Source organism: Streptomyces sp. 11-1-2 (genome assembly GCF_003595545.1).
GTDB lineage: Bacteria > Actinomycetota > Actinomycetes > Streptomycetales > Streptomycetaceae > Streptomyces > Streptomyces hygroscopicus_B.
Window position 1 is genome coordinate 2,488,007 of record NZ_CP022545.1, and the last position, 21,654, is coordinate 2,509,660.

Here is a 21,654-nt window from a genome sequence, read left to right on the forward strand (position 1 = left end):
ACCCTGACGTGAGGGGCAGGGGCGTGAGGGGCAGACCTTGACAGGTCACCGTGCGGCAGTGGACGAGGCACGAAGACGAACGGCGCTCACCGTCCGCGACCGGTACGTGACCGGCAAGTCGGTGCCGGAGATGTCTCGATGCGGTGTTCGTGAGAAGCCCGGTGGCTCACGGAGAGCTGGGCGCAGTGGTTTGCGCCAGCGCTCGTCAGGTCGCCGAGGTCGTGAAACTGGACCTCGACGAGGACGGCGGACTATCTCAGGGGCGGGGAATATTTCGCAGGTTGGCGCGGGCCAGGTCGAGCATCTTGCCAACGCCCCCGTCGAGCACTGTCCGGCCCGCAGCGAAGGCGAATCCCTTGATCTGGGCGGCCGAGATGTGCGGCGGGATCGACAGCGCGTTGGGGTCGGTCACCAGGTCAACCAGGAACGGTCCGTCGTGGGCGAGCGCCCGCTTGAGTCCCTCGACGACATCCCCGGGGCGCTCGATGCGGATCGCCTCGATGCCCGCGCTGCGGGCGATCGCCGCGTAGTCCACCGGCTCGTGGTCGGTCTCGTGCTCGGGCAGCCCCTCGACCAGCATCTCCAACTTCACCATGCCCAGGGAGGAGTTGTTGAAGACGATCGTCTTCACCGGCAGATCGTGCAGCTTCACTGTGAGCAACTCGCCCATCAGCATGCCCAGTCCACCGTCACCCGACATCGATATCACCTGGCGGCTGGCGTAAGCGAACTGCGCGCCGATGGCGTGCGGCAGCGCGTTGGCCATCGTGCCGTGCAGGAACGAACCGATCACCCGGCGCCGCCCATTGGGGGTCAGATAACGCGCCGCCCAAACATTGGACATGCCGGTGTCCACGGTGAACACAGCGTCATCAGCCGCGAGTTCGTCCAGAACCGAGGCCGCGTACTCAGGGTGGATCGGGGTGTGCCGCTCGACGTCGTGGGTGTAGGCGGAGACCACCGTCTCCAGCGACTTGGCATGCTTGTGCAGCATCCGGTCCAGATAGGTACGGCTCCGCTTCGCCTCGACCAACGGCAGCACAGCCCGCAGCGTCTCCCGGACGTCGCCGTGTACGCCGAGTTCCAGCACAGTACGACGGCCGAGGCGGCCCGCATCGTGGTCGATCTGCACGGTCCGTGCCTGCGGGAGGAAGTCGTTGTACGGGAAGTCGGTGCCGAGCAGGACGACCAGGTCGGCCTCATGCATCGCGTCGAAGCAGGCGCCGTAGCCCAGCAGACCGCTCATGCCCACGTCGTACGGGTTGTCGAACTGGATCCACTCCTTGCCCCGCAGGGTGTGCCCGATGGGAGCGGCAGCCTTCTCGGCGAGCGCCATGACCTCGGCGTGCGCGTCCCGCACTCCCGCACCGCAGAACAGCATCACCTTCCGTGCCGCGTTCACCTTCTCGGCCAGCGCCCGAACCTGTGTGTCCGGCGCGACGACCCGGCCGCGCTCAGTGACCAGATCGCTCCTCCCCGTCGGATGAGTCGCCTCGTCGTGCGCGACATCGCCCGGCATCACCAGGACTGACACCGCGCTGTTGCCAAGAGCCCGCTGCATGGCGATCCGCAGAACCCGGGGCATCTGCCCGGGGGTGCTGATCATCTCGCAGTAGTCGCTGCACTCTGTGAATAGCCTCTCCGGGTGGGTCTCTTGGAAGAAGCCGGTGCCGATCTGGTGGGACGGGATGTGCGAGGCGAGTGCCAGCACGGGCGCACCGGAGCGGTGCGCGTCGTACAGTCCCTGGATCAGATGCGTGTTTCCGGGGCCACAGCTTCCGGCACACACCGCGAGCTTGCCGGTCAGCTGTGCCTCCGCTGCCGCAGCGAAGGCGGCGGCCTCCTCGTTCCGTACATGCACCCACTCGATGCCGTCGGTACGGCGCACCGCGTCGACCACCGAGTTCAGGCTGTCACCCACCACGCCGTAGATCCGCTCCACGCCCGCCTGGCGCAGGATGTCCACCATCTGCTGGGCCACGGTCAGATTCCGCATCGCCGGACTTCTCCCCTCGGGCTGCGCACCTGTCTCATGTGACTCTCGACAGCCTCAATATGGTTGATGCATCCACCTTAGCGGCATGAGTGCCAGTGCTCGCCACCGGGGACGGCTCAGCCGCCTTACCGAGTTTTTCGTTAGTTCTGTGGGTACAGGGGCTTCGGCGGTGTGAGCATGTTGGTGTGTCTTCCGAGTCGCAAGCCGTTGTTTCCGACGTCTCCGTTCTGCCGCTGACGCGGCCGCAGTTGGCCGAGGCCCGGCGCATGCGCGCGGTCGAGTTGTTCGAGCAAGGACGTTCTTCATCCGTGGTTGCACGGATGGTGGGGATCCACCCCGAGAGCGTGCGCCGGTGGAAACGCCTGTGGGAGCAGGGTGGGGTTGAGGCACTGCGGCGGCGTCCGGCCACCGGGCGGCCACCCAAGCTGGATGACGCCCAAGTGGAGCTGGTTCGGACCGCGTTGGAGCAGGGCGCCCAGGCGCACGGGTTCGAGGCGGATCTGTGGACCTTGGAACGGGTCGGCGTGGTGGTTGAGCGGGTGACCGGGGTGAAGCTGGCCCGGGCATCCGTGTGGCGCCTGCTTACCGGGCGGCTGGGGTGGAGTCTGCGGCGGCCCATGCGTCAGGCCGTCGAGCGGGACGAGTCCGAGATCGCCCGGTGGGTCGCCCAGGAGTGGCCACGCATCAAAAGGGGGTGGTGAAGAAACGTGCCTGGATTGTGTTCTTCGATGAATCGGGTGTATCGCTGCTGCCCCGGGTTCGCCGCACCTGCGCACCCCGCGGGCGCACTCCCACGCTGCGGCACCGGCTGAACTGGAAACGAGCCGGGATGGCCGCCGCGCTGGGCTACCACGCCGCTGACCTTGAACGTGGCCCGCGGCTGTGCTTCCACCTCAAGCCGGGCAGCTATGACACCACTTTCTTGATCGAAGTGTTGGAACACGTCAAGACCTTCTACGCCGGCGAGTCGGTGGTGTTGGTGTGGGACGGACTGTCGGCCCGCTGGAGTCGGAGCATGCGGGCCTGGGCGGCCGAGCAGGACTGGCTGACGCTGGAGCGGCTGCCGGCCTACGCACCCGAACTCAACCCAGTGGAACTGCTGTGGTCGGCCATCAGGGCCCGCGAGCTGGCCAACCTCGCCGGCGACCACCTCGCCGATGTCGCCGACGCGGCCGAACGCGGCATCCACCGGATCTGCTCCAACGAACAACTCCCGTGGTCCTTCCTCACTCACACCGGATTGACAATCCATCCTGAACCACCACGGAACTAACGAAAAACTCAGTAGTGATTCGGCGGGTACAAGGTTTGTCGGCCACCTGCAAGGCCCACTACGGCACGATGCGTTGGGTTGCTCTGCGGCTCGTGGCCTGAGAGGCCGTAGGGGGCAGCAGCCGATGGAGTGCTGGCTGCCCCCGTTATTACGCCCGGGCTACGACCGGCGGCGCAGCACTGCTCCGTCCGGCAAAGCGACCGTGATGAGTGCCAGCCCGCCCGCAGCGGCGGCAGCGGCAGCGGTCTCCGGAGCTAACGCAGCGGGAGCGGCCGGCACCGGTGAACGGTCAGAGACCAGTCCGCGCGACCGCGGAGGTCAGCGAGTACGGCCCCGGGGCTTGAGCGGGGTCACCGGCAAGGCGGGCGCGGGCAGCGGCGAGCCGTCGTAGCCGTACACCGTTCCGAAGCGGTCACCGGACGTCCACGCCTCGCGTCCCTGGGCGATCTCCTCCTGGGTTCGTCCGATGAGGTTCCACCACATGATGATCTTCTCCTCAAACGGCTCTCCCCCAAGCAGCAGCAGCCCCGAGTCGCTCAGGGCGCGCAGCGGCAGCTCGGAACGTCCGGAGCCTAGATAGAGCATGGAGCCGGGGTCGAGAGGCACCCCGTCGACCTCGGTGGCCCCGGACATCGTCAGCACGGCGTACTCGAAGTCCGGCTCCACGGGCAGCCGCACGTTTGCGCCTTCGGCGAGTGCGAGGTCGGCGCTGACGAGAGGTGTGTACGTCGTGCCCGGCGAGACCACGCCGTCCAGTCCGCCCAGGACGACGGTGGCCTTCAGTCCCGGGGCCGTGACGACGGGCAGGTCGGCGTGGTACTCGAAGGCGGGCGTGGTGTGCCGGTAAGCCTCGGGCAACGCGACCCACAGCTGGGCGCCGTGGAGCAGGCGGGGGTGCGGCACGGCGCTCTGCTCGGCGTGCGCGATGCCCCGTCCCGACGTCATCAGGCCGAGCTGGCGCGGGCGCAGGGTCTGCACGCTGCCAACGCTGTCGCGGTGCAGAACCTCGCCCTCGTGCAGCCAGCTCACCGTCTGCAGGCCCATGTGCGGGTGCGGTGGCACCTGCATGCCGGGCTCGTCGGCGATGTCATCGGGGCCGAAGTGGTCGACGAAGCACCAGGCGCCCACCATCCGCCGCCCCAGATTCGGCAGCAGTCTACGGACGACCGTGGCGCCCAAGCTTGCCTCGCGCGGGTTCAGCAGTTCCCTGACGGGCCGCCCGGACACGTCGGCCCGGCCCCCGCACTCACGGAGACCGGGCTGGAGGTCGAGGTCACTCATGACGACTGCATCCTTTCTGCGGCGGCGGACTGCGGTAGGGCGATGTGCCGCGCCGAGCGTTCGGGCGCGGGCACGATGGGCGTTTCACCGCGTACCACCCGCGTTACGGGGGTCCGGTCGGCGATCTCCAGCAGCCGTGCACGCCGGTCGTCGTCGAGGTCGCCCGCCAACTCGATGCGCCGCGTGATACGGACCGCCCGGTCCGGCCCCTTCTCGTACGCCAGGTGCACCCGGACTTCCCCCAGAGGCCATTGCTTGCGCTGGGCGTACATGCGCAGCGTGATGGCCGTACAGGATCCCAGGGCCGACAGCAGCAGGCCGACGGGAGTGGGCGCGGTGTCGGCGCCACCGACGGACTCCGGCTCGTCGGCGGCCAGGGGGTGGCGGCCGGCCCGTATGTCCACTCGGTAGTCCGATCCGGAACTGGTGGCGACGACGGCAGCGGCTCGTACGTAGACGGGCTGGACGGCATCGGACGTCTCGATCTGCTCCGTCTCCGGCACGGCCCGCCTCACAGCCCGAACCGTGCCCGCTGCCCCTGCGGCACCAGGTCGGTGTACTCCGGGTGCTTGCCGATCCAGCCACGGATGAAGGGGCAGAAGGGAAGCACTCCGAGCCCTTGTTCCCTGGCCGCGTCGAGGGCCGCACGGGCGAGTACGCCGCCGAGGCCTCCGCCCTCGAACCGCGGGTCGATCTCGGTATGAATGAAGGCGATCTCGTCCCGGTACCGGTGATACTCGGCAAAGCCGGCGAGCTCGTCGCCGTCGAAGACCTCGAAACGCGATCGTCCGGGGTTGTCCGCCACGCGAGGTTCCATCGCTCCTCCTCAGGATGGTCGCTGCGTCGTCGTTCCTCCGCACAAGGAGGAAACTTCCGCGGCAAGCCAACCACCAACTTGGTTGACTAGTCAACCGATGCTCGCACCGGCAGCCTCGGGGCACCTGACCTGCCCACCGAACAGCGGGATCAGACCTGCCATGGGCCCCATTCGAGATGATATTGATACATCAACCATAAGGAAGAGTGAGCGACCACGCAGTTCGGGATCACCACCGTTGGTGACGTGACACAGGACCCCACCACCGGCCGGACACCGACCGAGCATGAACGCATCAAGGCCATGATCGCCATAGCGCCGAAGGCCGCGGAGGTCGGGCTGGACGTGTTCGCCACCGGCGAGCACCACAATCCCCCGTTCGTGCCCTCGTCGCCGACCACCATGCTCGGCTGGATCGCGGCACGCACCGAGCGCCCTCGATGCTTCCCAGGCCGGCACGGACCGGGCAGGTGCCAGATGGAGTCGAAGGCGAAGGACTCGGCACTGGGGGCAGCCGTCCCGCCTCGATGGGGGCGAGGATGTCCCGGAGCGCTTCGGGACCGCCCGCTCCCGGCTCGGTCATGTGGATCTGGATTCCGGTGCTCGCGGCGCCGAAGGCCACGAGTGAGAGGACGCGTGTCGAGTCGCCGGCGAGTTCGATCGAGTCCGGGATCTCACCGCGACCGGAGGCGTCGAGGACCGCGTCGACTCCCTGGGGGAAATCGCTCGTACGCGGTCGACCAGGCCCTTGCCACAGGTGACCGGTTCCGCACCGAGGGAGCGGAGCTGTTCGTGGTTGCGTTCGCCCGCGGTGCCGATGACACGCGCACCGCGGGCGACGGCCGGCTGCCCGGCGAACGTGCCCACGCCACCGGCGGCGGCATGAGCCGGCTGACCGCAGGGCCCCGCGTGGTCGCAGTACGGCTGGAGGCGGATCCGCCCACAGCCTCAGAGCACGCCTCTGGTCCCGGCGCGCGGGCCTTCCGCCGTGTCCACACTCCACTCACCCGCGCACGGTCAGCTGCCCGGTGGAACTGCGGGTGATCGCGCTGGGCCGGTCGGGGTCCCTGTCCCGCCGTCCACGAGTTCGTACTGCAGCGCACCCGAGGGACAGCGCCGGACCACTTCCGCCAGGCGCTCGGCCGTGGCGTTGTCCGGCTGGATCCACGGGCGCTTCGCTATGTCGAACACCTCGGGCAGGCCCTGGACGCATTCGGCGGCGTGCAGGCAGCGCCTGGCTTCGAAGGTCACCGTGATCGACTGCGCCTGGTACGTCTTCTTCTCGGATCCACCGCTCATACCTGCCTCCGTCACTGCCGTGCTCGGCTCTTCAGTCACTGACCTTGCTGCGGGACTGGTACAGCAGGTCCTGGTACTCGGGGTGCCGGCTGATCCAGCCCGCGAAGAAGGGGCAGGTGGCCAGCACCCGCAGGTTCGCGGCGCGCGCCTCGTCAAGGGCGGTGCGGGCCAGCGCGGACCCGACTCCCGCGCCCTCGTACTCCGCCTCGACCTCGGTGTGCACGAACGCGACGAGTTCCGTCGTACGGATGTATTCCGCGACGCCCGCCACCTTGGACTCTCCATCGACGCGGGCCTCGTAGCGCTTCGCCTCGGGCACGTCGCTCACTTCGACCGTCATGTGTCCTCCTTCTGAGCCTGACCCCGCTCAACTCGACAGAATCCCGTCAGCCAGGACATCAGCCTAACCCCACCAGGTTGATGCATCAACCTACTCCTCGGCGAGTGCGCTCGTACCGCAGAGCGAGCACGGGGGCCGGAGAATTCTGCGCCACGTCCCGACATGGCCGCGGTTGGCCCCGTTCATTCCGCAGTGAGAGCTTCCACGCAGGGAAAGACGAGTGCTCCGGAGGAGCGATCCCGGTGGTGACACGACGATCTGCCGCGACCCGTTCTGGCACCACACAACCTCATGGCCGGCAAATCCCTGGAACTCGACCCGTAGGAGACGCGGCTCGTACCACTCACCCTTGACCCCGAACCGAACACTTCGGCACGTTCTTCACCTGTCCGACGGACACCGACCCCGACGCCTTCCGGCTCATGCACCAGGGCGGGGTCTGAACCGAGGCATCTTGGGCACGGCGGACGCGGCTTCGCCGAGGGTTGCATCGCCGCCCCTGCGCGCAGATGAGCTGTCAACGATTTCGTTAGACTGCCCCCATGGACGTACCGCCGCGCTGGCTCAATCGGGAAGAGAAGGCCGCCTGGGACAGCTTCATCCGCATGCAGGAGACGCTCATCGGACGGCTGTCCCGCCGCGTCCAGACCGACTCCGGAATGTCCGCCTCCGACTACATCGTGCTCGCCAGCCTCACCGAAAGAGGCGGCGGGCGGATGCGCTTCTTGGATCTGGCCAAACTCGTGGAGTGGGAGAAGAGCCGAATGTCCCACCAGGTCACGCGGATGGCGAAACGCGGGCTCGTGGCCAGGGAGGAATGCCCCGACGACGGACGCGGAGCATTCATCGTCGCCACCCCGGCGGGCTACAAGGCGATCGAAGAGGCCGCACCCCAGCACGTCGAGCACGTCCGCCGCCTGTTCATCGATGCCCTGACCCCGAACCAGCTCAGCACACTCGGCCGGATCTCCAAGCTCGTCCTGGATCATATGGAGAAGCAGCCGGACTGACCGGGTGAGGGGACGCGACTGCCTGGATCATGGGAGGTCAGCCCTGCGCCATCCGGCGAGGACGTCCTGATGCGCGGGCCGCCAGCCGAGTTCGCGACGGACACACTCACCGCTGACTGCTGGTCCGGGATCAGAGGATCGACCAGGGGGCCAAGCATTCCGCATGCCTCCTCAAGCGTCAGATGGTGTCTCTCGCCAGGGACTCCGGCCGCGCGGCAGGGGACCCTGAAGGGTGTCAATACCCCGATCAGGCCGCTGATCCGGGCCTTTCCTGTGGATGGTGAGGCGGTCGGAGTGGCGTGGTGTGGTACTCGTTGAGCAGTCCGCCGAGTACCTGCTTGCGCCTGACCGTGGCGGCGGGCAGGGGATGATGTTCGGGTCGTCGTCTGGAGCACGTAGGTCGAGGCTGCGGTGAGCTCGTCCGGCGTTGTAGTGCTCGGCGTAGGCGGTGAGGACTGGAGGAAGCAGCCCAGTAGTCGGCAGAAGATCAGGTAGAGCAATCGCAGACCCACGATCACTGATCATGCCCATACTCGAGCGATCGAAAAGCCCCAGGTCAACCACCATGCGGCAATAAAGACACCCTTCACCATGAGCCCGACGTAGAAGCGCTGCCGCTGCATCACCAACGGCGTGGCCGACAGGAGGGTGTTGGTGCCGTAACCACTGATGATGAGATCGGCTTGTCTTCCTCGATCAGCCGCCCATAGATCTCGGGAACCAGGGAGGCGCCTGCGTGGTCGTCGTGGCAGACGAGCTCGACCGGGCGGCCGAGCAGGCCGCCCCGGCTGTTAATGTCCTGCTGCCAGATCTCATGGGAGAGACGGGCCGACCGGCTGTTGTCCGCAAGCGGACCGGTCAGCGACAGGCAGCAGCCGATACGGATCGGTGCCGGGGCGGCAGCCATGTCAGGCGTCGTTTACGGGGCGTCCCGTGGCGAGCAGCTGCGTCTCCCAGGTGAAGGCGACGCCGGTGGCGCCCCCGTGCTGAAGCAGAACCTCGGTCAAGCCCGGGACGGTCTCCTCACGCGCATAGTCGCGCTGCCACTCACTCATCACGGCCAGCCAGGTGATCGGTACCACTCCCGCCTGGACCATGCGCCGCACGGCCATGTCATGAGCTTCCTTCGAGGCACCGCCCGAGGCATCGGTGACGACGAAGACCTCGAAGCCCTCACCCGCCGCCTGTATCGCCGGCATCGCGACACAGACCTCCGTCCACAGGCCGGCGATGATCAGCTTCTTGCGGCCGGTCGCCTTGACGGCGTCGACGACGCGCTCGTCCTGCCAGGTGTTGACGAACGTGCGGTTGATCGGCTTCTGCTCCGGGAACACATCCTGCAGCCCCTTGATGAGGTAGCCGCCGCGCTCCTCCAGCACGGTCGTCAGGATGGTCGGCACGTCGAACACCTTGGCAGCCTTGGCGAGGCCGACAGAGTTGTTCACGATCATCGTGGGTTCGTGGCTGTTCAGGTTGGCGAACTGGAACGGCTGGTGGTCGATCAGGACGACGACGCTCTCCTCGGGCGTCAGCAGCGCCTGCAGTCCGGACTTCGCTTCGTTGCTCATGGGATCCCTCTCCGGGGTATGTATGACGCGCGCCCAGACGGCGCCACGCCGATATGGCTTCACGTATCCGCACAGGCGCCCTGAAGCCGAACTGGCCAGCCACCAGCCCGATCGGCAAGATTGCTCCGCAAGCCGCTGCGGTCTTCGCAAGAGACGGCCCGCGGTACCAGGTGACTACCGGCCTCAACTGGATGACGTGACACCTACGTTAGAGACAGTCACTTGATGTGTCAACCAGATGTTGATCCACCTCTAGATGCAAACTCGCCAGGTCAGCTCAAAAGTTGTCGCACCAGATGGTGGCCTATAACTCCTGGACAGGAGTGAGATGACCTTGTCGTGCCTGGTGTGACCATGGCGCGGGAAGCGTCGAGGGTGAACCGCTCCGGGATTGTCAATCCCTTCGAACTGTGGAGACCTTCCTATGCAGCCAGCTCCTCGGTGAAGCTGGCCCAGTAGTCGTGTTCGTAGTCGATCGGGCTTTTCCAATGGCACACGCTGTGTAGCCGAGGGGTGTTGTAGAAGTCGGTGATCCAGGTAGCGATCCTGATCCGGGCCGCGGTGCGGGTGGCGAAGGTCTGCCGGTGGACGTACTCGACCTTCAGTACGCTGTTGAACGCCTCGCTGACGGCGTTGTCGAAACAAGATCCGACCCGGCCCATGGACTGGAAAACACCCAGCCGGCGGCAGGCCCGGCGGAACCTCCGTGAGGCGTACTCGCTGCCGCGGTCCGTGTGGAAGATGACGCCGCGCACGTCACCGCCACGGGTCGTCGCGGCCATGTGCAGGGCAGCGACTACCAGTTCGGCATCGTGGCGTGCCCCCATCGCGTAGCCCAGCAGGCGGCGGGAGAAGAGGTCGATGACCGTGGCCAAGTACAGCTTGCCTTCGCCGGTTTCGACCTCCGCCATGTCCCCGCACCAGACCAGGTCGGGTGCCTCGGCGGTGAAGTCGCGGCGCACGAAGTCCGGGGCGGCCGGTCACTTGCCAGGGAGCTGACGGAAAATAACTCTTCGGTTTCGGTGGGCTGTTGGCCCGTCGGATGTGGGTGTGACGGAGGGGACCGAGGCGAATCTGACAGGGGTGTTCGAGCTGCTGTTGCCGCATCTGGATGAGCGGCAACGGCGGTTGGTGCTGGGGGCTGCCGCCCGGGTACGGGGGCACGGTGGAGTTCGTTTGGTGGCTGAGGCTGCGGGAGTGGCGACGTCCACGGTGTCGCGTGGGCTGCGTGAACTGAATCAGGGTGAGGAGCCCGGTGGCCGGGTCCGGGCGGTGGGTGGGGACCGCAAGCGACTACGGGATGTCGATCCGGAGCTGGTGCCGGCCTTGCTGGGGCTGGTGGAGCCGGACCAGCGGGGCGATCCGGAATCGCCGTTGCGGTGGACGGTGAAGTCCACCCGGGCTCTGGCCGCGGAGCTGTCGAGGCAGGGCCACCGGATCGGACACGACACAGTGGCAGCCCTGCTGAAGACCGAGGGCTTCTCGCTGCAGGGCACCTCGCGTACCACCGAGGGGGCCCGGCATCCTGACCGGGACGCTCAGTTCCGTTATATCAACGAGCGGGTCGGGGAGTTCACCGCGGCCGGGCAGCCGGTCATCAGCGTGGACGCCAAGAAGAAGGAGACCCTGGGCAACTACGCGGTCATCGGGCGGGAGTGGCACCCGGCCGGACAGCCCGTCCAGGTCCGCGCCCACGACTTCCCCGAGAAGGGCGCGTTGAAGGCGGTGCCGTACGGGATCTATGACATCGGCGCGGATGCCGGCTGGGTCTCGGTCGGCTGCGACGGCGACACCGCCGCCTTCACCGTGGCCACTCTGCGCCGCTGGTGGGACGGCGAGGGGCGGCACCGCTACCCGGACGCCTCCCGTCTGCTGATCACGGCAGACGCGGGCGGTTCCAACGGCTCGTAGCGCTCCAAAATGGCTTCACCGGGTTTGACCTGAGGCAACGCAACTGACCAGCAGGTATCCGGCATGATCAGTCCTCGTGCTGGTTCGACTTGTCTACCTCATCGGCACGCGAACCTTCGCGTGGCTGTTCCTGATGTCTCGATCTTCTGCGGCCAAGAATGCGGAGATACTGATCCTTCGGCACGAGCTCGCGGTTCTGCGTCGACAGGTCACCGCGCCCAAGCCCGGCTGGCCGGACCGCGCGCTGCTCGCCGTTCTGACCCGGCTGATCCCCAAGCCCTGCGCGAACGCCGGATCGTCTCCCCGCGCACCCTGCTGGCCTGGCACCGGCGTCTGGTGAAGCAGAAGTGGACGCAGCCGCCGTCCACCGGGCGACCGCCCCTGCCGGAGGAAATCCGCAACCTGATCACCCGGCTCGGCACCGAGAATCCCCGATGGGGCTTCCGACGCGTACACGGCGAACTGCGCCGCCTCGGGCACAAGGTCAGCCCCGCCACCGTCCGTCGGGGGCTGCGCGCCGCCGTCCTCGGTCCCGCGCCGCGCCGCGCCGCCAGCCGACGCGCGGTGAGGGGGCAGCGTTCCTCAAAGCCCAGGCCAGCGGCCCGCTCGCCACCGATCTCTTCCATGTCGACACCGTCGGCCTGCAGCGGCTCTACGCGCTATTCGTCATGGAGGTGCGCACCCGCACCGTCCACATCCTCGGCGTCACCGCCCACCTCAGCGCCGTATGGGCCGCTCAGCAGGCCCGGCAGTTTCTGTGGCAACTCGGCGATCGGGCCGCCGAATTCACTCACATCATCCGCGACCGGGACGCGGAGTTCACCGCCACCTTCGACGCCGTGTTCGCCAGTGAGGACATCACCGTGGCCAAGGTCCCTCCACGCAGCCCCAACTGCAACCCACACGCAGAACGCTTCATCCGCTCAGCACGGGAAGAGTGCACCGACCGTGTCCTGCTCTTCGACCGTGGCCACGCCGAGAAGATCCTCCACGACTACGCACACCACTTCAACAGCCACCGACCGCACCAAGGCCGTGACCAACTCGCGCCCAGCGACAATCCGAACGTCATCCCCCTGCCCGCAGCCCGGATCAAACGCCGACAAGCCGTCGCCGGCCTCATCAACGAGTACCACCGAGCCATCTGACCATAAGGAAAATCCCAGCTCACAACCAGTGAAGCCGTTCTGAAGCGCTACGAGACCGTACGCGTCGCCACACGCATGTCATCGCAGGCCGCGGACCGGCCCGTCCCCGTACAAGGCGCTGACATCAACGAGAAGGACATCGCGGCGGCGTGCAGCGGCGTCAATGACGTCCTGACGGAAACCGTGCAGGGAGAACAGAGCCAAGGCCGCGTCATCGGGCCGATGCCCCTGCGCGGCCAGAAGGGTCCGGATATGTTCCAGGCGCTCAAGGTCCTTCAGTCCGCGGGGCTGGATGGTGGCCTTGGCCTCGCCGATCAGGGCGATTACCGCTCGAGGGCTCTGCGGGCGCTCGCCGGGGACCATGGCCAGCACGTCGATCTCGTGCTTGGTCCGGGCGGCCGGGTCAGCGATCTCCGCCGTACCGACCGCACCGAGAGACAGACCCGTCTCGTCGATCGCAAAGGAGCGGGCCCAGTCGCGGGCGGTCTCCTCAAAGTGCGGGCCAAGGATCTTTGAATGATATGTCGGCCGGGATGACTGCCACACCTGGCCTCCGCGCCACCGCTCCACCAGGTCCACCATGGGCAACGTGATCAGCTGATTGAACCGGATCACCGGGTCCGCCACACTGATGACCGGGTGGCGCGCCTTGAGGAGATCCTGCTCCTTACGGATGTATCCGGTGGATTCGAGCACCTCCAGCGGGGCGACCATGGCGGATCGGGACCGCTCCAGCATCGCCCCGACCTTCGCAGGCGTCGAAGCTCCCCGGGCCACCGCGGACAGCACGTCGTAGTACAGCGTGCGATGAGTGATCCGCGGATCCTCACGCAGGAGGAACTCGGCCTCCACCCGCGAGTACAACGCCCGCCCCGGATCCAGCAGAGTGCGTTCCACCCAGGGGCCGAACTCCGCCTCACTCTGCGGCGCCGGCCCCGCGGCCAGCGGCCGGTAGCCAGGGGCGCCACCCAGCACAGCGTCGACCTGCAGCGCCACGCCCGGGTCCCCCACCCCCCAGTGAGTGCGGGCGGTGCGGTAGTCGAAGGCCGGCAGGCGCAGGTCCAGCACGGCCCGGCCGCGTAGCGGCTTAGTGCCGGACAGCAGCTCGGACATCACGCTCATCGCCGAGCCGCACAGCACGATCCGGCCGCCGGGTGCCCTGCCGGACTGCGACTGGTCGTAGAGCAGTTGCAGAAAGCCGGGGATCTCCGGGGAGTGCTGTAGCAGATACGGCAGCTCATCGATCACGATCAGCGGCGCCCCCTCCGCTCGGTTCACCACCTCCAGCGCGGCGGTGAGTACATCGCTCCAGTCGTCCAACCGCATCGCGCCAGGCCGCACCCCCGCGTGCGCGGCGATCGCCTCGGTGAACCGGCGCAGCGCGGGCACTCGACCCTCCTCCTGCACTGCGGTCAGACACAGCCCGCCCACTGCCTCCGTGAGCGCCTCCAACAGGAACGACTTCCCGTTCCGCCGCCGCCCCGAGACAACGGCGAGCCGCAGCTCAGAGGCGGGATCTGCGAGAAAGCCGTTCAGTAGCCGCCACTCATGATCACGGTCCAACAGCCGCCCCGGCTTGCCGATCTCTCCCATCCAACGACCCTACACCTAGTTAAGGTATGCCCTAACGAATTTCGATAAGGTCAACCTTAACCATTCAAGGAAAGGCGTGCCAGCACACAGACTGCGCCAGGGGGCGCAAAATCATCGCCGGCGCAGAGGCCCCGCCTTGCCGGAAATCCCAACCGTCCCGGTGGGCCCCAGGGCACCCGGTCTCACGATTGCCGACCGTGGTCGGTCGAGTCGGCCCTCTCACGCAGCCGGAGTCGCGGCGTCACGATGATCGCTCGCAATGCCGCCACTGGCTTATCCGACTACGACTCGGAATGCCGCGCCTGCCCACGATGAGCGACCGGGACAAGGACGCGGGAGTCCTTGCCCTGCACCATCAGCCGACGCTGACCAGCATGGACGTAAGATTCGGCACCCACAATGTCATCCACGGTCTGGCCACCCGCCTGTCAGCCCTGCTCGAGAGGGTCCGCATCCGCAGCCAGTCCCGGAAGGACTCTCACATGACGACGTATGAAGAGCTCACCGCCTGGGCCGGTGCCGGGAACGTTACAAGAGCAGACCCGGCGGTCGTGTCGGGCTGGCGGATCCCCGAGGAGCAGAAGGCACTACTGGTCGATGTCGGGGTCCCTATCGTTGATCAGTTGATCGAATACGTACCGTTCCAGGTGGAAGCGGCCCCCATACTTCAGACGTCAGCCGACGAGTGGCTCTACCGCCTCACCCAGAATCACCATGACGACCTCGTGCCCGGACTGCAATGGTCGTTCGGCGTCCAACCCGGCACGGGGACGGTCTACTACGTTCTCCCCGAAGGCGAGGCATGGTTCGCCAACTCCTCCATCGACCTGTGGCTGCGGACCCTGCACCACTACGGCTTGCACGTCAGCGAGTCCGAGATCCTCAGCGATCCGGATGACCGTGAGGACGAAGCCCTGGCTGAGCTCGGTGTGCTGGCTGACGAACTCAAGAAGATCGATCCCCCTGCCTTCGACGGCTACATCGGGTTCATTTGGGCCGAGTTCCTCGATCGCTGGCCCTGGTCGTTGCTCACCGCCGCCACGTTGCCCGAATCGATCACTCACCGTCTGCGGGGCGTCCAGCGGCCGCGAATACGCGACACCTCAACATGCGAGCTCACCAGTCCCGGGGCCGGTGCCCGCGTCCAGAAGTGGCCCCCACAAGCGCGGCGTAGGGGCGCGGCGTGCGCAGCCGGTCGTCGCTTGGCGGCAGGGTGTAGAGGACACCGCAAGAAATACGACAGAGGATGTCGGTTTTTGTGGAGACAGTGGGGGCGCCGGTCGGTGTCGTGGTGGCGCGGGCCGGGACAACGGACAGACAAGGACTCTCATGCGCGAAACACCCGACGACCTCCACCGGCTCCAAGCCCTCCTTGACGCCTCGCTCTCCCGCTCCACGGCGCACCTGCGGTCGATCATCAGCAGCGAGCGCACACTCACCGCCGAGCAGCTCACTCGCGTGCTCACCGGCATGTGCACGCTCGCGCTGTCCACCGTGACGGCGAAGGGCGAGCCGCGGATCAGCGGCGTGGACGGGCACTTCCTGCACGGAAAATGGCACTTCGGCACCGCGCGCGGCGCCGCCAAGGCCCGGCACCTCGCCGCCCGGCCCGCCGTCAGCGCCGCGCACATGCGCGGGGAGGACCTGGGCGTGTTCACACACGGCACCGCGGAGACCCTCAACCCCCACCGCGGCGAACCGGCTGCCGACTGGCCGGACCTGCTCGCGTACTTCCGGGACTTCTACGGCGACGACGCCTTCGACTGGGACAACGACGTGGTCTTCTACCGGCTGCATCCGCAGTGGATGGCCGTGTTCGCCCCCGACCTCGCCAAGCTCGGCGGGAAGTCGGACGAGGCGTGACACCGGACATGCGCTTCCCGGCCCCACACGCCGCCGGGGCCGGCAAGACCCGCGACACCATCGACGTCGTGGGTGCCCGCACCAACAACCTGCGCGACGTGTCCGTCAGCATCCCCAAAGGCCGGCTCGTCGCCTTTACCGGCGACAGCGGCAGCGGCAAAACCTCACTCGCCATCGACACCCTGCACAGCGAGGCCCAACTGCGTTACCTGGAGGGCCTTTCGCCCTTCGTACGCCAGTACATCACCCAGCGCAACCGCCCCAAGGCCGACCGCGTCCTCGGCCTCGGCGCCACGCTCGCGGTCGACCAGCGCCGCCTGAACCGCAACCCCCGCTCCACTGTCGCGGGAGGGGCCGCTCGATAGCCGGGTGTGAGTAGTCGCAGTAGAGGAAGTGCCGCCGAGATTGAATGGCCGTTGAGACCGGGCGGGAGTCAGTGCCCCAGAGCGGCCTTGGCGGCCACGATGACCAGACCGAGTAGCAGGTTGACGACGCCCTCGCCGACCGCCATCCGGCGGGACGCGCCCGCGTTGATCGCGCCGAAGGTCGCCCAGGCCACCTGCTGGGCGACCGCGACGGCGAGCACCAGCCAGGCCGTGCCGGACAGGCCCAGGCCGAGCACCGGACTGAGCGCCGCCGCCACCGCAGGCAGCACCGCGGCCTCCACGATGGGCCACTCGCGCCGGGCCACGCGCCGCACCTCCCGGCGGCTGATCGGCCTGCCGACGATCCGTTCACCGGCTACGTGCGCGTACACGTGCGCTGCCCAGAAGACCACGCCCGTCACCAGCAGCAGCACGATCAGCTGAAGCCGCGGGAAGTCGCCGGCCGCACCGGCGGTGGCCACCACCGATGCCGCGAGCAGCGAACCATAGACCGCACCCGCATAGTCCGTCCGACGAGTGCGGACCCGCTCCTTGCGCGCGGGTCGCCCCGCCGGGGCCGGAGAACTGCTCACCGACCCAACATAGGCGCCGGTACCGGATACTCCGGTACCGGCGCCATCCGCTCGGGCCGCGTCCGCGGAGCAGGTCTCGCGGCTCAGTCGTCAGGCTGTGCGCCAGGCGTCACCGGGCGTGTTCCGGGAGGCCCGCCAGCACTGCGCCTGCCGGAAAACCCATCCGCCCTGGTGAGAGGCGGTGTGGAGATGTAGAAACCTCGTCTGAGGTCGCTCGACCCGTGCCCTCGCGCAGCTGTCGATCGCCGCGGCATGATGGTCGACCGTGCTGCTGCGACTGGGCTACCTGGCTGTGACCAACGCGTTCGCCTTGCTGCGCCTGCTACCGATGAGCGATCACCACAAGGATGCAGAGATCCTTGCTCTGCGCCATCAACTCATGGTGCTGGAGCGGCAACTCGGCAAGGAGAGGGTGCGGTTCACTCCGGGCGACCGGGCGATCCTGGCCGCTCTGCTGCACCGGCGGCCACGGGACGTGCTGCGCAGACTGCGCCTGGTGGTCCGACCCGACACGGTGCTGCGCTGGCACCGCAGCCTGGTGGCACGCCGCCACGCGGCCGCCTCCCGGCCCAGGCGCCCGGGTAGGCCGCGCACCGTGCGCTCCGTCAGGATCCTGGTGCTGCGCTTGGCGAGGGAGAATCCCAGTTGGGGCTACAGGAGAGTGCACGGCGAACTGCTCGTCCTGGGAGTGAAGGTCGCCGCATCCACGGTCTGGGAGATACTGAAGGAGGCCGGGATCCGACCCGGCGCCCGGGCGAGCCTGCAGCACGTGGGCCGACTTCCTGCGCTCCCAGGCCGATGCCCTGCTGGCCTGCGACTTCCTGGAAACGGTCACCTTGTCCGGGGCCCGACTGTACGTGTTGGCGGTGATCGAACACGCCAGCCGACGCATCCGGATCCTGGGTGCGACCGCGCACCCGACCGCTCCGGTCATGGACCTCGAGGACGCAGGCCGCAGGATGCGGTTCCTGGTCCGGGACAGGGATGGGAAGTTCCCCGCCCTGTTCGACGCCATTCTCAAGGAAGCGCGACCTGCACGGACGTAATATCCGGCACCTACAACCCCCAGGTCGGATTCTCTCGCGCCAGGCCCTGGATGAGCGCCGCAATCTCCTCCGACAGCGGTGGCCGGCCGGGTCCGACCGTTGCCTGGCGCCACTTCCAACGCACCAAACAGCGGTGCCAGGTCAGCAGCGTCCCCGGGGTAACCAGCCGATGGCGGCGTAAGACGGATGGCAGGTGCCGCACGAGACCAGAGAGCACGGCACGATCAGCCCATGACAGCCGCGGGCGCTCGACCTGCCGACGAAGCACAGCGACCTCATGACGAAGCAGGGGGATCTCGGCGTTCTTCGCGACGGTCGATCGGCCCAGCAAAAGGAAGCAGCACAGTAGTCGGCAGAAGATCAGGCAGAGCAGTCGCAGGCCCACGATCACTGATCATGCCCATACGTGGACAATCGCAAAACCCCAGGTCAACCACCATACGGCAATAAAGACACCCTTCACGTCTCAGGCCGAGGCCGCTGGATTCGCCGATTCGGCGGCACGGCGGTATTCGGCGTTGATGCGCTGGGCTTCTTCGAGCTGGTCTTCGAGGATGATGATGCGGCAGGCGGCCTCGATGGGGGTGCCCTGGTCGACGAGTTCCCGGGCGCGGGCCGCGATGCGCAGCTGGTAGCGGGAGTAGCGGCGGTGGCCGCCCTCGGAGCGCAGCGGGGTGATGAGGCGGGCTTCGCCGATGGCGCGGAGGAAGCCCTGGGTGGTGCCGAGCATGTCGGCGGCCCGGCCCATGGTGTAGGCGGGGTAGTCGTCGTCATCGAGACGGTCGTACGAGTCGTCTGCTGTCATTGCACCTCTCTGTGGAACGCTTGGAGGGGCCCTGGTGCCAATGGCACCAGGGCCCCGAAGGAACTGCTACACCATCTGCCGACCTTGGTACTGCGCCGGCCTTCTGTTTCCGCAGACCCGACCTGAATGCTGTCGGGGGTGCGGGGATCGCGGTTGCTTGACCGGAGACCACCTCACTATCGATGTCCTGCGGTACCCGAGCTCAGTGATTCCGCCCGGGCGATCCTGATGGCGCCTGGCTCCTCCGTTTCTTCCCTCTGGGATCAATCACTTACCTACTGCTGGTACTGCTCTCCTGCGTACCGCTGGTGATGCGAACTGCTCTGTGGCCTGTACAGCGCCACTCCTCGGCAGCCAGCCCCGTCGCCCGTCCTGCGTCTGCTCTGGCTTAGAACCCCACTGCCGAACTTCCCGGTGCGCGCGTCCGCAGCCGACGCCTTCACCGAGGTGCTGCTCACTCTTCACTGCTGGGTACTGCTCACGGCGGCCCCTGATCACTGCGGGCCACCCGGTCCGGTCGTCAGTCCCGTCGCCGTCCTGCAACCGCTCTGGCTTCGGAACTCCACCACCGCACCGTCCTGCGCACTGCAACTGCGTGTACTGCTGCCCGGCAGTTCATCTCTGCCGGGCCTTGCTGATCTCGGCTACGAGAGAAACCATAACCACACCACCACCCAATGTCTACTCCGGCCGACATAGATTTCCGCGTGTTCGACGGTGCGGTAATCGGGCCCTGCCGGATTAAGGGGCGCTGGGCGGGGCACGAGGGACGGGTAGGCAGGACCGGGCATTGACGAGCCAGAGGCCAGGGTGAACCTGATGGACACGATGTGCGTCGGCGCCACGACCATCCGCTCCGCGACCGCCGTCGCCGACGCGCGCGAGACCGCCCGGGCCTTCCTCGAAGCCCTCCGGCAGCCGACCGTCGACCCAGAAGCGGCCGACACCGCAGTCCTGGTCGTCTCCGAACTCGTCACCAACGCCCTACGCCACGGCGGCGGCACCTATACCCTCCGCCTGGCCGCCCACCCCGACACCATCGAGGTGGCTGTCGACGACCCCAGCTCGCATGCGCCGCGCATGCGCACCCCCGACCTCAACGGCGGCACCGGAGGCTTCGGCTGGCCCATGGTCAACCGCCTCGCCCGCGCCACCGCAGTGACCCGCCAGCCGTCCGGCGGCAAGACCGTAAGCGCCCGTCTCGCCCGGTAGCTCCAAGGCGGCGGTACCGACTGCGCTCACCAACCTGGGGGCCCGGCCGTGGGGACCGACGGGGCAGCGGATGGCGGTAGTGCTGGTCCAGGCCAGTCTCTATGCCTGGGCGTGCCTCTCTTCGATGGTGAACGCGCTGCGGGTGCCGGAGAGCCGAAGGATGCGGGCGAGGCAATGCGGGACGGCGCATAGCAGCAGCTCGGCGTCACCGGCTCGGGCGATGCGGGCAGCTGCCAGCAGCGCGCAGCCCCGTGCAGTCGCAGAACGTCAGCCCACCGAGGTCGATGACCACGGCATGGTTCTCGCCGACGGCCCTCTGGAGTGCTTCGCGCACCTCGGCGGCGGTCACAAGGTCAAGCTCCCCCGACACCGCGACCCGGCAGCTGTCGGGTCCGGTGGCTTTCCGGTCCACCCTGATCGTCTCGTGCACCGGCATTCTCCCTTGGTGCGAGGCGGCCTGAAGGGCCTGTGTCCAGGAAACTCCCAGACCAGCGGCCCTGTCCACCTCCACCGGGGACGTCAGCGGCCATGCGGGATGCGGGGGCGTATCCGTCGTCGTGAGTGCTCATCCATGGCCGAGGCCGAGGAACTGTTCGCGGAACGACCCCGGACCATAGGCCCGGGGTCGTGTGATCCGCCGCGCACGGAAGGTCAGGCCGCTCCACCCCATGACCAGAGAGGGCAGAGCGGACTCGATAGAGCTCGGCGACGGTCCGTAATAGGGAGCGTCCATACTGTCGCCAATGACGTTAATGCGCCTTTTGCGCGTTAGCGTGTCGCCGCCCAGAGTCGGTCCGCCAAAACGGTCGAGCAGGAGAGTTTCCCGCGCCCGAGCGGATGGCAGGGCTCTCGACCCTCTGGCACTGGCTGTCATGGGCGACCCTGGATTCAATGCCTGGTGTGGGTGCTGTGCCCAGGGTCTGCCGGGCAGTCGTGGCAGACCTTCACGGGCCATCCCAGGCGGCCCCGTCCATCGGAGCCGCTGGCGGTGTATGCGTATCCGCCCCCGCGCAGGCCGGCGGTGGCACCGCATCGGGCACATGCCAGGCCGCTCAGCCGTCGATCCCGCTCAGGCGTCATATGGAGGAGATCCAGGACCTTGGCGCGGACATCGCGGAATGCCGGGGAGCTTGAGGACGGCAGGACCGCGCGGGCAAGGGGTTGCCTGGAGCAGCGCATGAGCACCTTCGGTTGTAGTGGGGTCGCCCGGCGGCGCCGCGGGGAGAGTGCTGTCGGGCGACCACCCGACGTGCCTGCCCCGGCCAGCCGGGCCCATTCCCGATATCACTCGTATGGGGGTTATCAAGGTCATGCCGCCCGTGCGACCAGGGACCGGGTGAGGGAGGTCCGGTCCTTCTTCCCTCGGGTCAGACGGCGGGTCATCAGCGTGATCGCCGCCCAGGTGATGAGCGTCTCCGAGTGCTGGACGAGCCGTGTCGGGTAGCGGGGACGCATTGCCGCGTCCCCGCCCCCTCAGAACCGTGCAAGCGTCTCTCGACGCACACGGCTCAAGCAGGCCGCGAGGGCTGGCACT

The 21,654-nt window shown here is 67.6% G+C and carries 23 protein-coding genes and 5 pseudogenes; 12 read left to right on the forward strand and 16 right to left on the reverse strand.

Going from position 1 to position 21,654, the window contains the following annotated elements:
* Positions 1-256: 256 nt before the first annotated feature.
* Positions 257-1,996, reverse strand: a complete 1,740-nt coding sequence (locus CGL27_RS10255) for a pyruvate dehydrogenase (protein WP_119986088.1) — start codon at positions 1,994-1,996, stop codon at positions 257-259.
* 185 nt (positions 1,997-2,181) lie between these two features.
* Here CGL27_RS10255 and CGL27_RS10260 point away from each other — a divergent pair, with 185 nt between their 5' ends.
* The gene (locus tag CGL27_RS10260) at positions 2,182-2,697 is read left to right on the forward strand and encodes a helix-turn-helix domain-containing protein (RefSeq protein ID WP_119986090.1); all 516 of its coding nucleotides are present in this window, start codon (positions 2,182-2,184) and stop codon (positions 2,695-2,697) included.
* Positions 2,698-2,714: 17 nt separating this feature from the next.
* On the forward strand, positions 2,715-3,269 hold the full coding sequence (locus tag CGL27_RS10265; protein ID WP_240450960.1) for a transposase: 555 nt from the start codon (positions 2,715-2,717) through the stop codon (positions 3,267-3,269).
* 318 nt (positions 3,270-3,587) lie between these two features.
* On the opposite strand, the gene CGL27_RS10270 is transcribed toward CGL27_RS10265, so the two are convergent.
* Genes CGL27_RS10270 through CGL27_RS10280 form a run of 3 tightly spaced genes read right to left on the reverse strand, consistent with a single transcriptional unit; the run spans position 3,588 to position 5,367 of the window.
* Positions 3,588-4,550, reverse strand: a complete 963-nt coding sequence (locus CGL27_RS10270; protein ID WP_119986092.1) for a pirin family protein — start codon at positions 4,548-4,550, stop codon at positions 3,588-3,590.
* The gene (locus CGL27_RS10275) at positions 4,547-5,065 is read right to left on the reverse strand and encodes an OsmC family protein (RefSeq protein WP_205587659.1); all 519 of its coding nucleotides are present in this window, start codon (positions 5,063-5,065) and stop codon (positions 4,547-4,549) included. Before CGL27_RS10275 ends, CGL27_RS10270 begins: the two co-directional genes overlap by 4 nt.
* Positions 5,062-5,367, reverse strand: coding sequence for a GNAT family N-acetyltransferase (locus tag CGL27_RS10280; RefSeq protein WP_119986094.1), 306 nt, complete (start codon positions 5,365-5,367; stop codon positions 5,062-5,064). Before CGL27_RS10280 ends, CGL27_RS10275 begins: the two co-directional genes overlap by 4 nt.
* Before the next feature lie 228 nt (positions 5,368-5,595).
* Between CGL27_RS10280 and CGL27_RS10285 the strand changes: the two are divergent.
* Positions 5,596-5,802: pseudogene (locus CGL27_RS10285) on the forward strand (LLM class flavin-dependent oxidoreductase); the annotation flags it as partial.
* Between the two features lie 265 nt (positions 5,803-6,067).
* Here the strand turns inward: CGL27_RS10285 and CGL27_RS51770 are convergent.
* The 3 genes and pseudogenes from CGL27_RS51770 to CGL27_RS10300 form a co-directional block, all read right to left on the reverse strand.
* Positions 6,068-6,252, reverse strand: a pseudogene (locus CGL27_RS51770) (NADP-dependent oxidoreductase); the annotation flags it as partial.
* Between the two features lie 132 nt (positions 6,253-6,384).
* Positions 6,385-6,666: a (4Fe-4S)-binding protein gene (locus CGL27_RS10295; RefSeq protein ID WP_119986096.1), complete on the reverse strand. Its 282-nt coding sequence runs from the start codon at positions 6,664-6,666 to the stop codon at positions 6,385-6,387.
* A 31-nt stretch (positions 6,667-6,697) separates the two neighbouring features.
* Positions 6,698-7,006 carry a GNAT family N-acetyltransferase gene (locus CGL27_RS10300; protein WP_078640386.1) on the reverse strand — a complete coding sequence of 103 codons (309 nt, stop codon included), beginning with the start codon at positions 7,004-7,006 and terminating at the stop codon, positions 6,698-6,700.
* A gap of 542 nt (positions 7,007-7,548) precedes the next feature.
* Here CGL27_RS10300 and CGL27_RS10305 point away from each other — a divergent pair.
* On the forward strand, positions 7,549-8,016 hold the full coding sequence (locus tag CGL27_RS10305; protein ID WP_119986098.1) for a MarR family transcriptional regulator: 468 nt from the start codon (positions 7,549-7,551) through the stop codon (positions 8,014-8,016).
* Positions 8,017-8,638: 622 nt separating this feature from the next.
* Here the strand turns inward: CGL27_RS10305 and CGL27_RS10315 are convergent.
* The 3 genes and pseudogenes from CGL27_RS10315 to CGL27_RS10325 all read right to left on the reverse strand — a co-directional run.
* Entirely contained in the window at positions 8,639-8,923 is a 285-nt protein-coding gene (locus CGL27_RS10315; protein ID WP_205587660.1) for an ABC transporter substrate-binding protein, read from the reverse strand.
* Position 8,924: 1 nt separating this feature from the next.
* Positions 8,925-9,584 (reverse strand): hydrolase, encoded by a 660-nt coding sequence (locus tag CGL27_RS10320; RefSeq protein WP_119986100.1) that lies wholly within the window; start codon positions 9,582-9,584, stop codon positions 8,925-8,927.
* Positions 9,585-10,006: 422 nt separating this feature from the next.
* A pseudogene (locus CGL27_RS10325) lies at positions 10,007-10,552 on the reverse strand (IS3 family transposase); the annotation flags it as partial.
* A 106-nt stretch (positions 10,553-10,658) separates the two neighbouring features.
* Between CGL27_RS10325 and CGL27_RS10330 the strand changes: the two are divergent.
* The 3 genes and pseudogenes from CGL27_RS10330 to CGL27_RS51780 form a co-directional block, all read left to right on the forward strand.
* Positions 10,659-11,489, forward strand: a pseudogene (locus CGL27_RS10330) (ISAzo13 family transposase); the annotation flags it as partial.
* Between the two features lie 82 nt (positions 11,490-11,571).
* A complete protein-coding gene (locus CGL27_RS51775) occupies positions 11,572-11,835 on the forward strand; it encodes a hypothetical protein (RefSeq protein WP_240450438.1) in 264 nt (87 codons plus the stop codon).
* Between the two features lie 328 nt (positions 11,836-12,163).
* A complete protein-coding gene (locus tag CGL27_RS51780) occupies positions 12,164-12,643 on the forward strand; it encodes a transposase (RefSeq protein WP_240450439.1) in 480 nt (159 codons plus the stop codon).
* A gap of 78 nt (positions 12,644-12,721) precedes the next feature.
* Here CGL27_RS51780 and CGL27_RS10340 read toward each other — a convergent pair whose 3' ends face one another.
* Positions 12,722-14,236, reverse strand: a complete 1,515-nt coding sequence (locus tag CGL27_RS10340; protein WP_119986104.1) for an ATP-binding protein — start codon at positions 14,234-14,236, stop codon at positions 12,722-12,724.
* A 311-nt stretch (positions 14,237-14,547) separates the two neighbouring features.
* Here CGL27_RS10340 and CGL27_RS51785 point away from each other — a divergent pair, with 311 nt between their 5' ends.
* Genes CGL27_RS51785 through CGL27_RS10355 form a run of 3 tightly spaced genes read left to right on the forward strand, consistent with a single transcriptional unit; the run spans position 14,548 to position 16,464 of the window.
* Positions 14,548-15,612, forward strand: coding sequence for an SUKH-4 family immunity protein (locus tag CGL27_RS51785; RefSeq protein ID WP_240450440.1), 1,065 nt, complete (start codon positions 14,548-14,550; stop codon positions 15,610-15,612).
* Positions 15,566-16,099 carry a pyridoxamine 5'-phosphate oxidase family protein gene (locus CGL27_RS10350; RefSeq protein WP_119986106.1) on the forward strand — a complete coding sequence of 178 codons (534 nt, stop codon included), beginning with the start codon at positions 15,566-15,568 and terminating at the stop codon, positions 16,097-16,099. Before CGL27_RS51785 ends, CGL27_RS10350 begins: the two co-directional genes overlap by 47 nt.
* A complete protein-coding gene (locus CGL27_RS10355) occupies positions 16,096-16,464 on the forward strand; it encodes a hypothetical protein (RefSeq protein ID WP_240450441.1) in 369 nt (122 codons plus the stop codon). Before CGL27_RS10350 ends, CGL27_RS10355 begins: the two co-directional genes overlap by 4 nt.
* A gap of 68 nt (positions 16,465-16,532) precedes the next feature.
* Here the strand turns inward: CGL27_RS10355 and CGL27_RS10360 are convergent, their stop codons facing one another.
* On the reverse strand, positions 16,533-17,057 hold the full coding sequence (locus tag CGL27_RS10360; protein WP_119986108.1) for a hypothetical protein: 525 nt from the start codon (positions 17,055-17,057) through the stop codon (positions 16,533-16,535).
* A 265-nt stretch (positions 17,058-17,322) separates the two neighbouring features.
* Between CGL27_RS10360 and CGL27_RS51790 the strand changes: the two are divergent.
* Positions 17,323-18,085 (forward strand): annotated as a pseudogene (locus CGL27_RS51790) (integrase); the annotation flags it as partial.
* Positions 18,086-18,113: 28 nt separating this feature from the next.
* Here CGL27_RS51790 and CGL27_RS10370 read toward each other — a convergent pair.
* Positions 18,114-18,488 (reverse strand): hypothetical protein, encoded by a 375-nt coding sequence (locus CGL27_RS10370; RefSeq protein ID WP_240450442.1) that lies wholly within the window; start codon positions 18,486-18,488, stop codon positions 18,114-18,116.
* 81 nt (positions 18,489-18,569) lie between these two features.
* Positions 18,570-18,908, reverse strand: coding sequence for a MerR family transcriptional regulator (locus CGL27_RS10375; RefSeq protein WP_119986110.1), 339 nt, complete (start codon positions 18,906-18,908; stop codon positions 18,570-18,572).
* A gap of 819 nt (positions 18,909-19,727) precedes the next feature.
* Between CGL27_RS10375 and CGL27_RS10380 the strand changes: the two genes are divergently transcribed.
* The gene (locus CGL27_RS10380; RefSeq protein WP_119994335.1) at positions 19,728-20,120 is read left to right on the forward strand and encodes an ATP-binding protein; all 393 of its coding nucleotides are present in this window, start codon (positions 19,728-19,730) and stop codon (positions 20,118-20,120) included.
* A gap of 205 nt (positions 20,121-20,325) precedes the next feature.
* On the opposite strand, the gene CGL27_RS10385 is transcribed toward CGL27_RS10380, so the two are convergent.
* Together CGL27_RS10385 and CGL27_RS49945 are read right to left on the reverse strand one after the other, a co-directional pair.
* Entirely contained in the window at positions 20,326-20,550 is a 225-nt protein-coding gene (locus tag CGL27_RS10385; RefSeq protein ID WP_162952943.1) for an STAS domain-containing protein, read from the reverse strand.
* 878 nt (positions 20,551-21,428) lie between these two features.
* Positions 21,429-21,575, reverse strand: coding sequence for a hypothetical protein (locus CGL27_RS49945; RefSeq protein ID WP_162952944.1), 147 nt, complete (start codon positions 21,573-21,575; stop codon positions 21,429-21,431).
* Positions 21,576-21,654 lie beyond the last annotated feature (79 nt).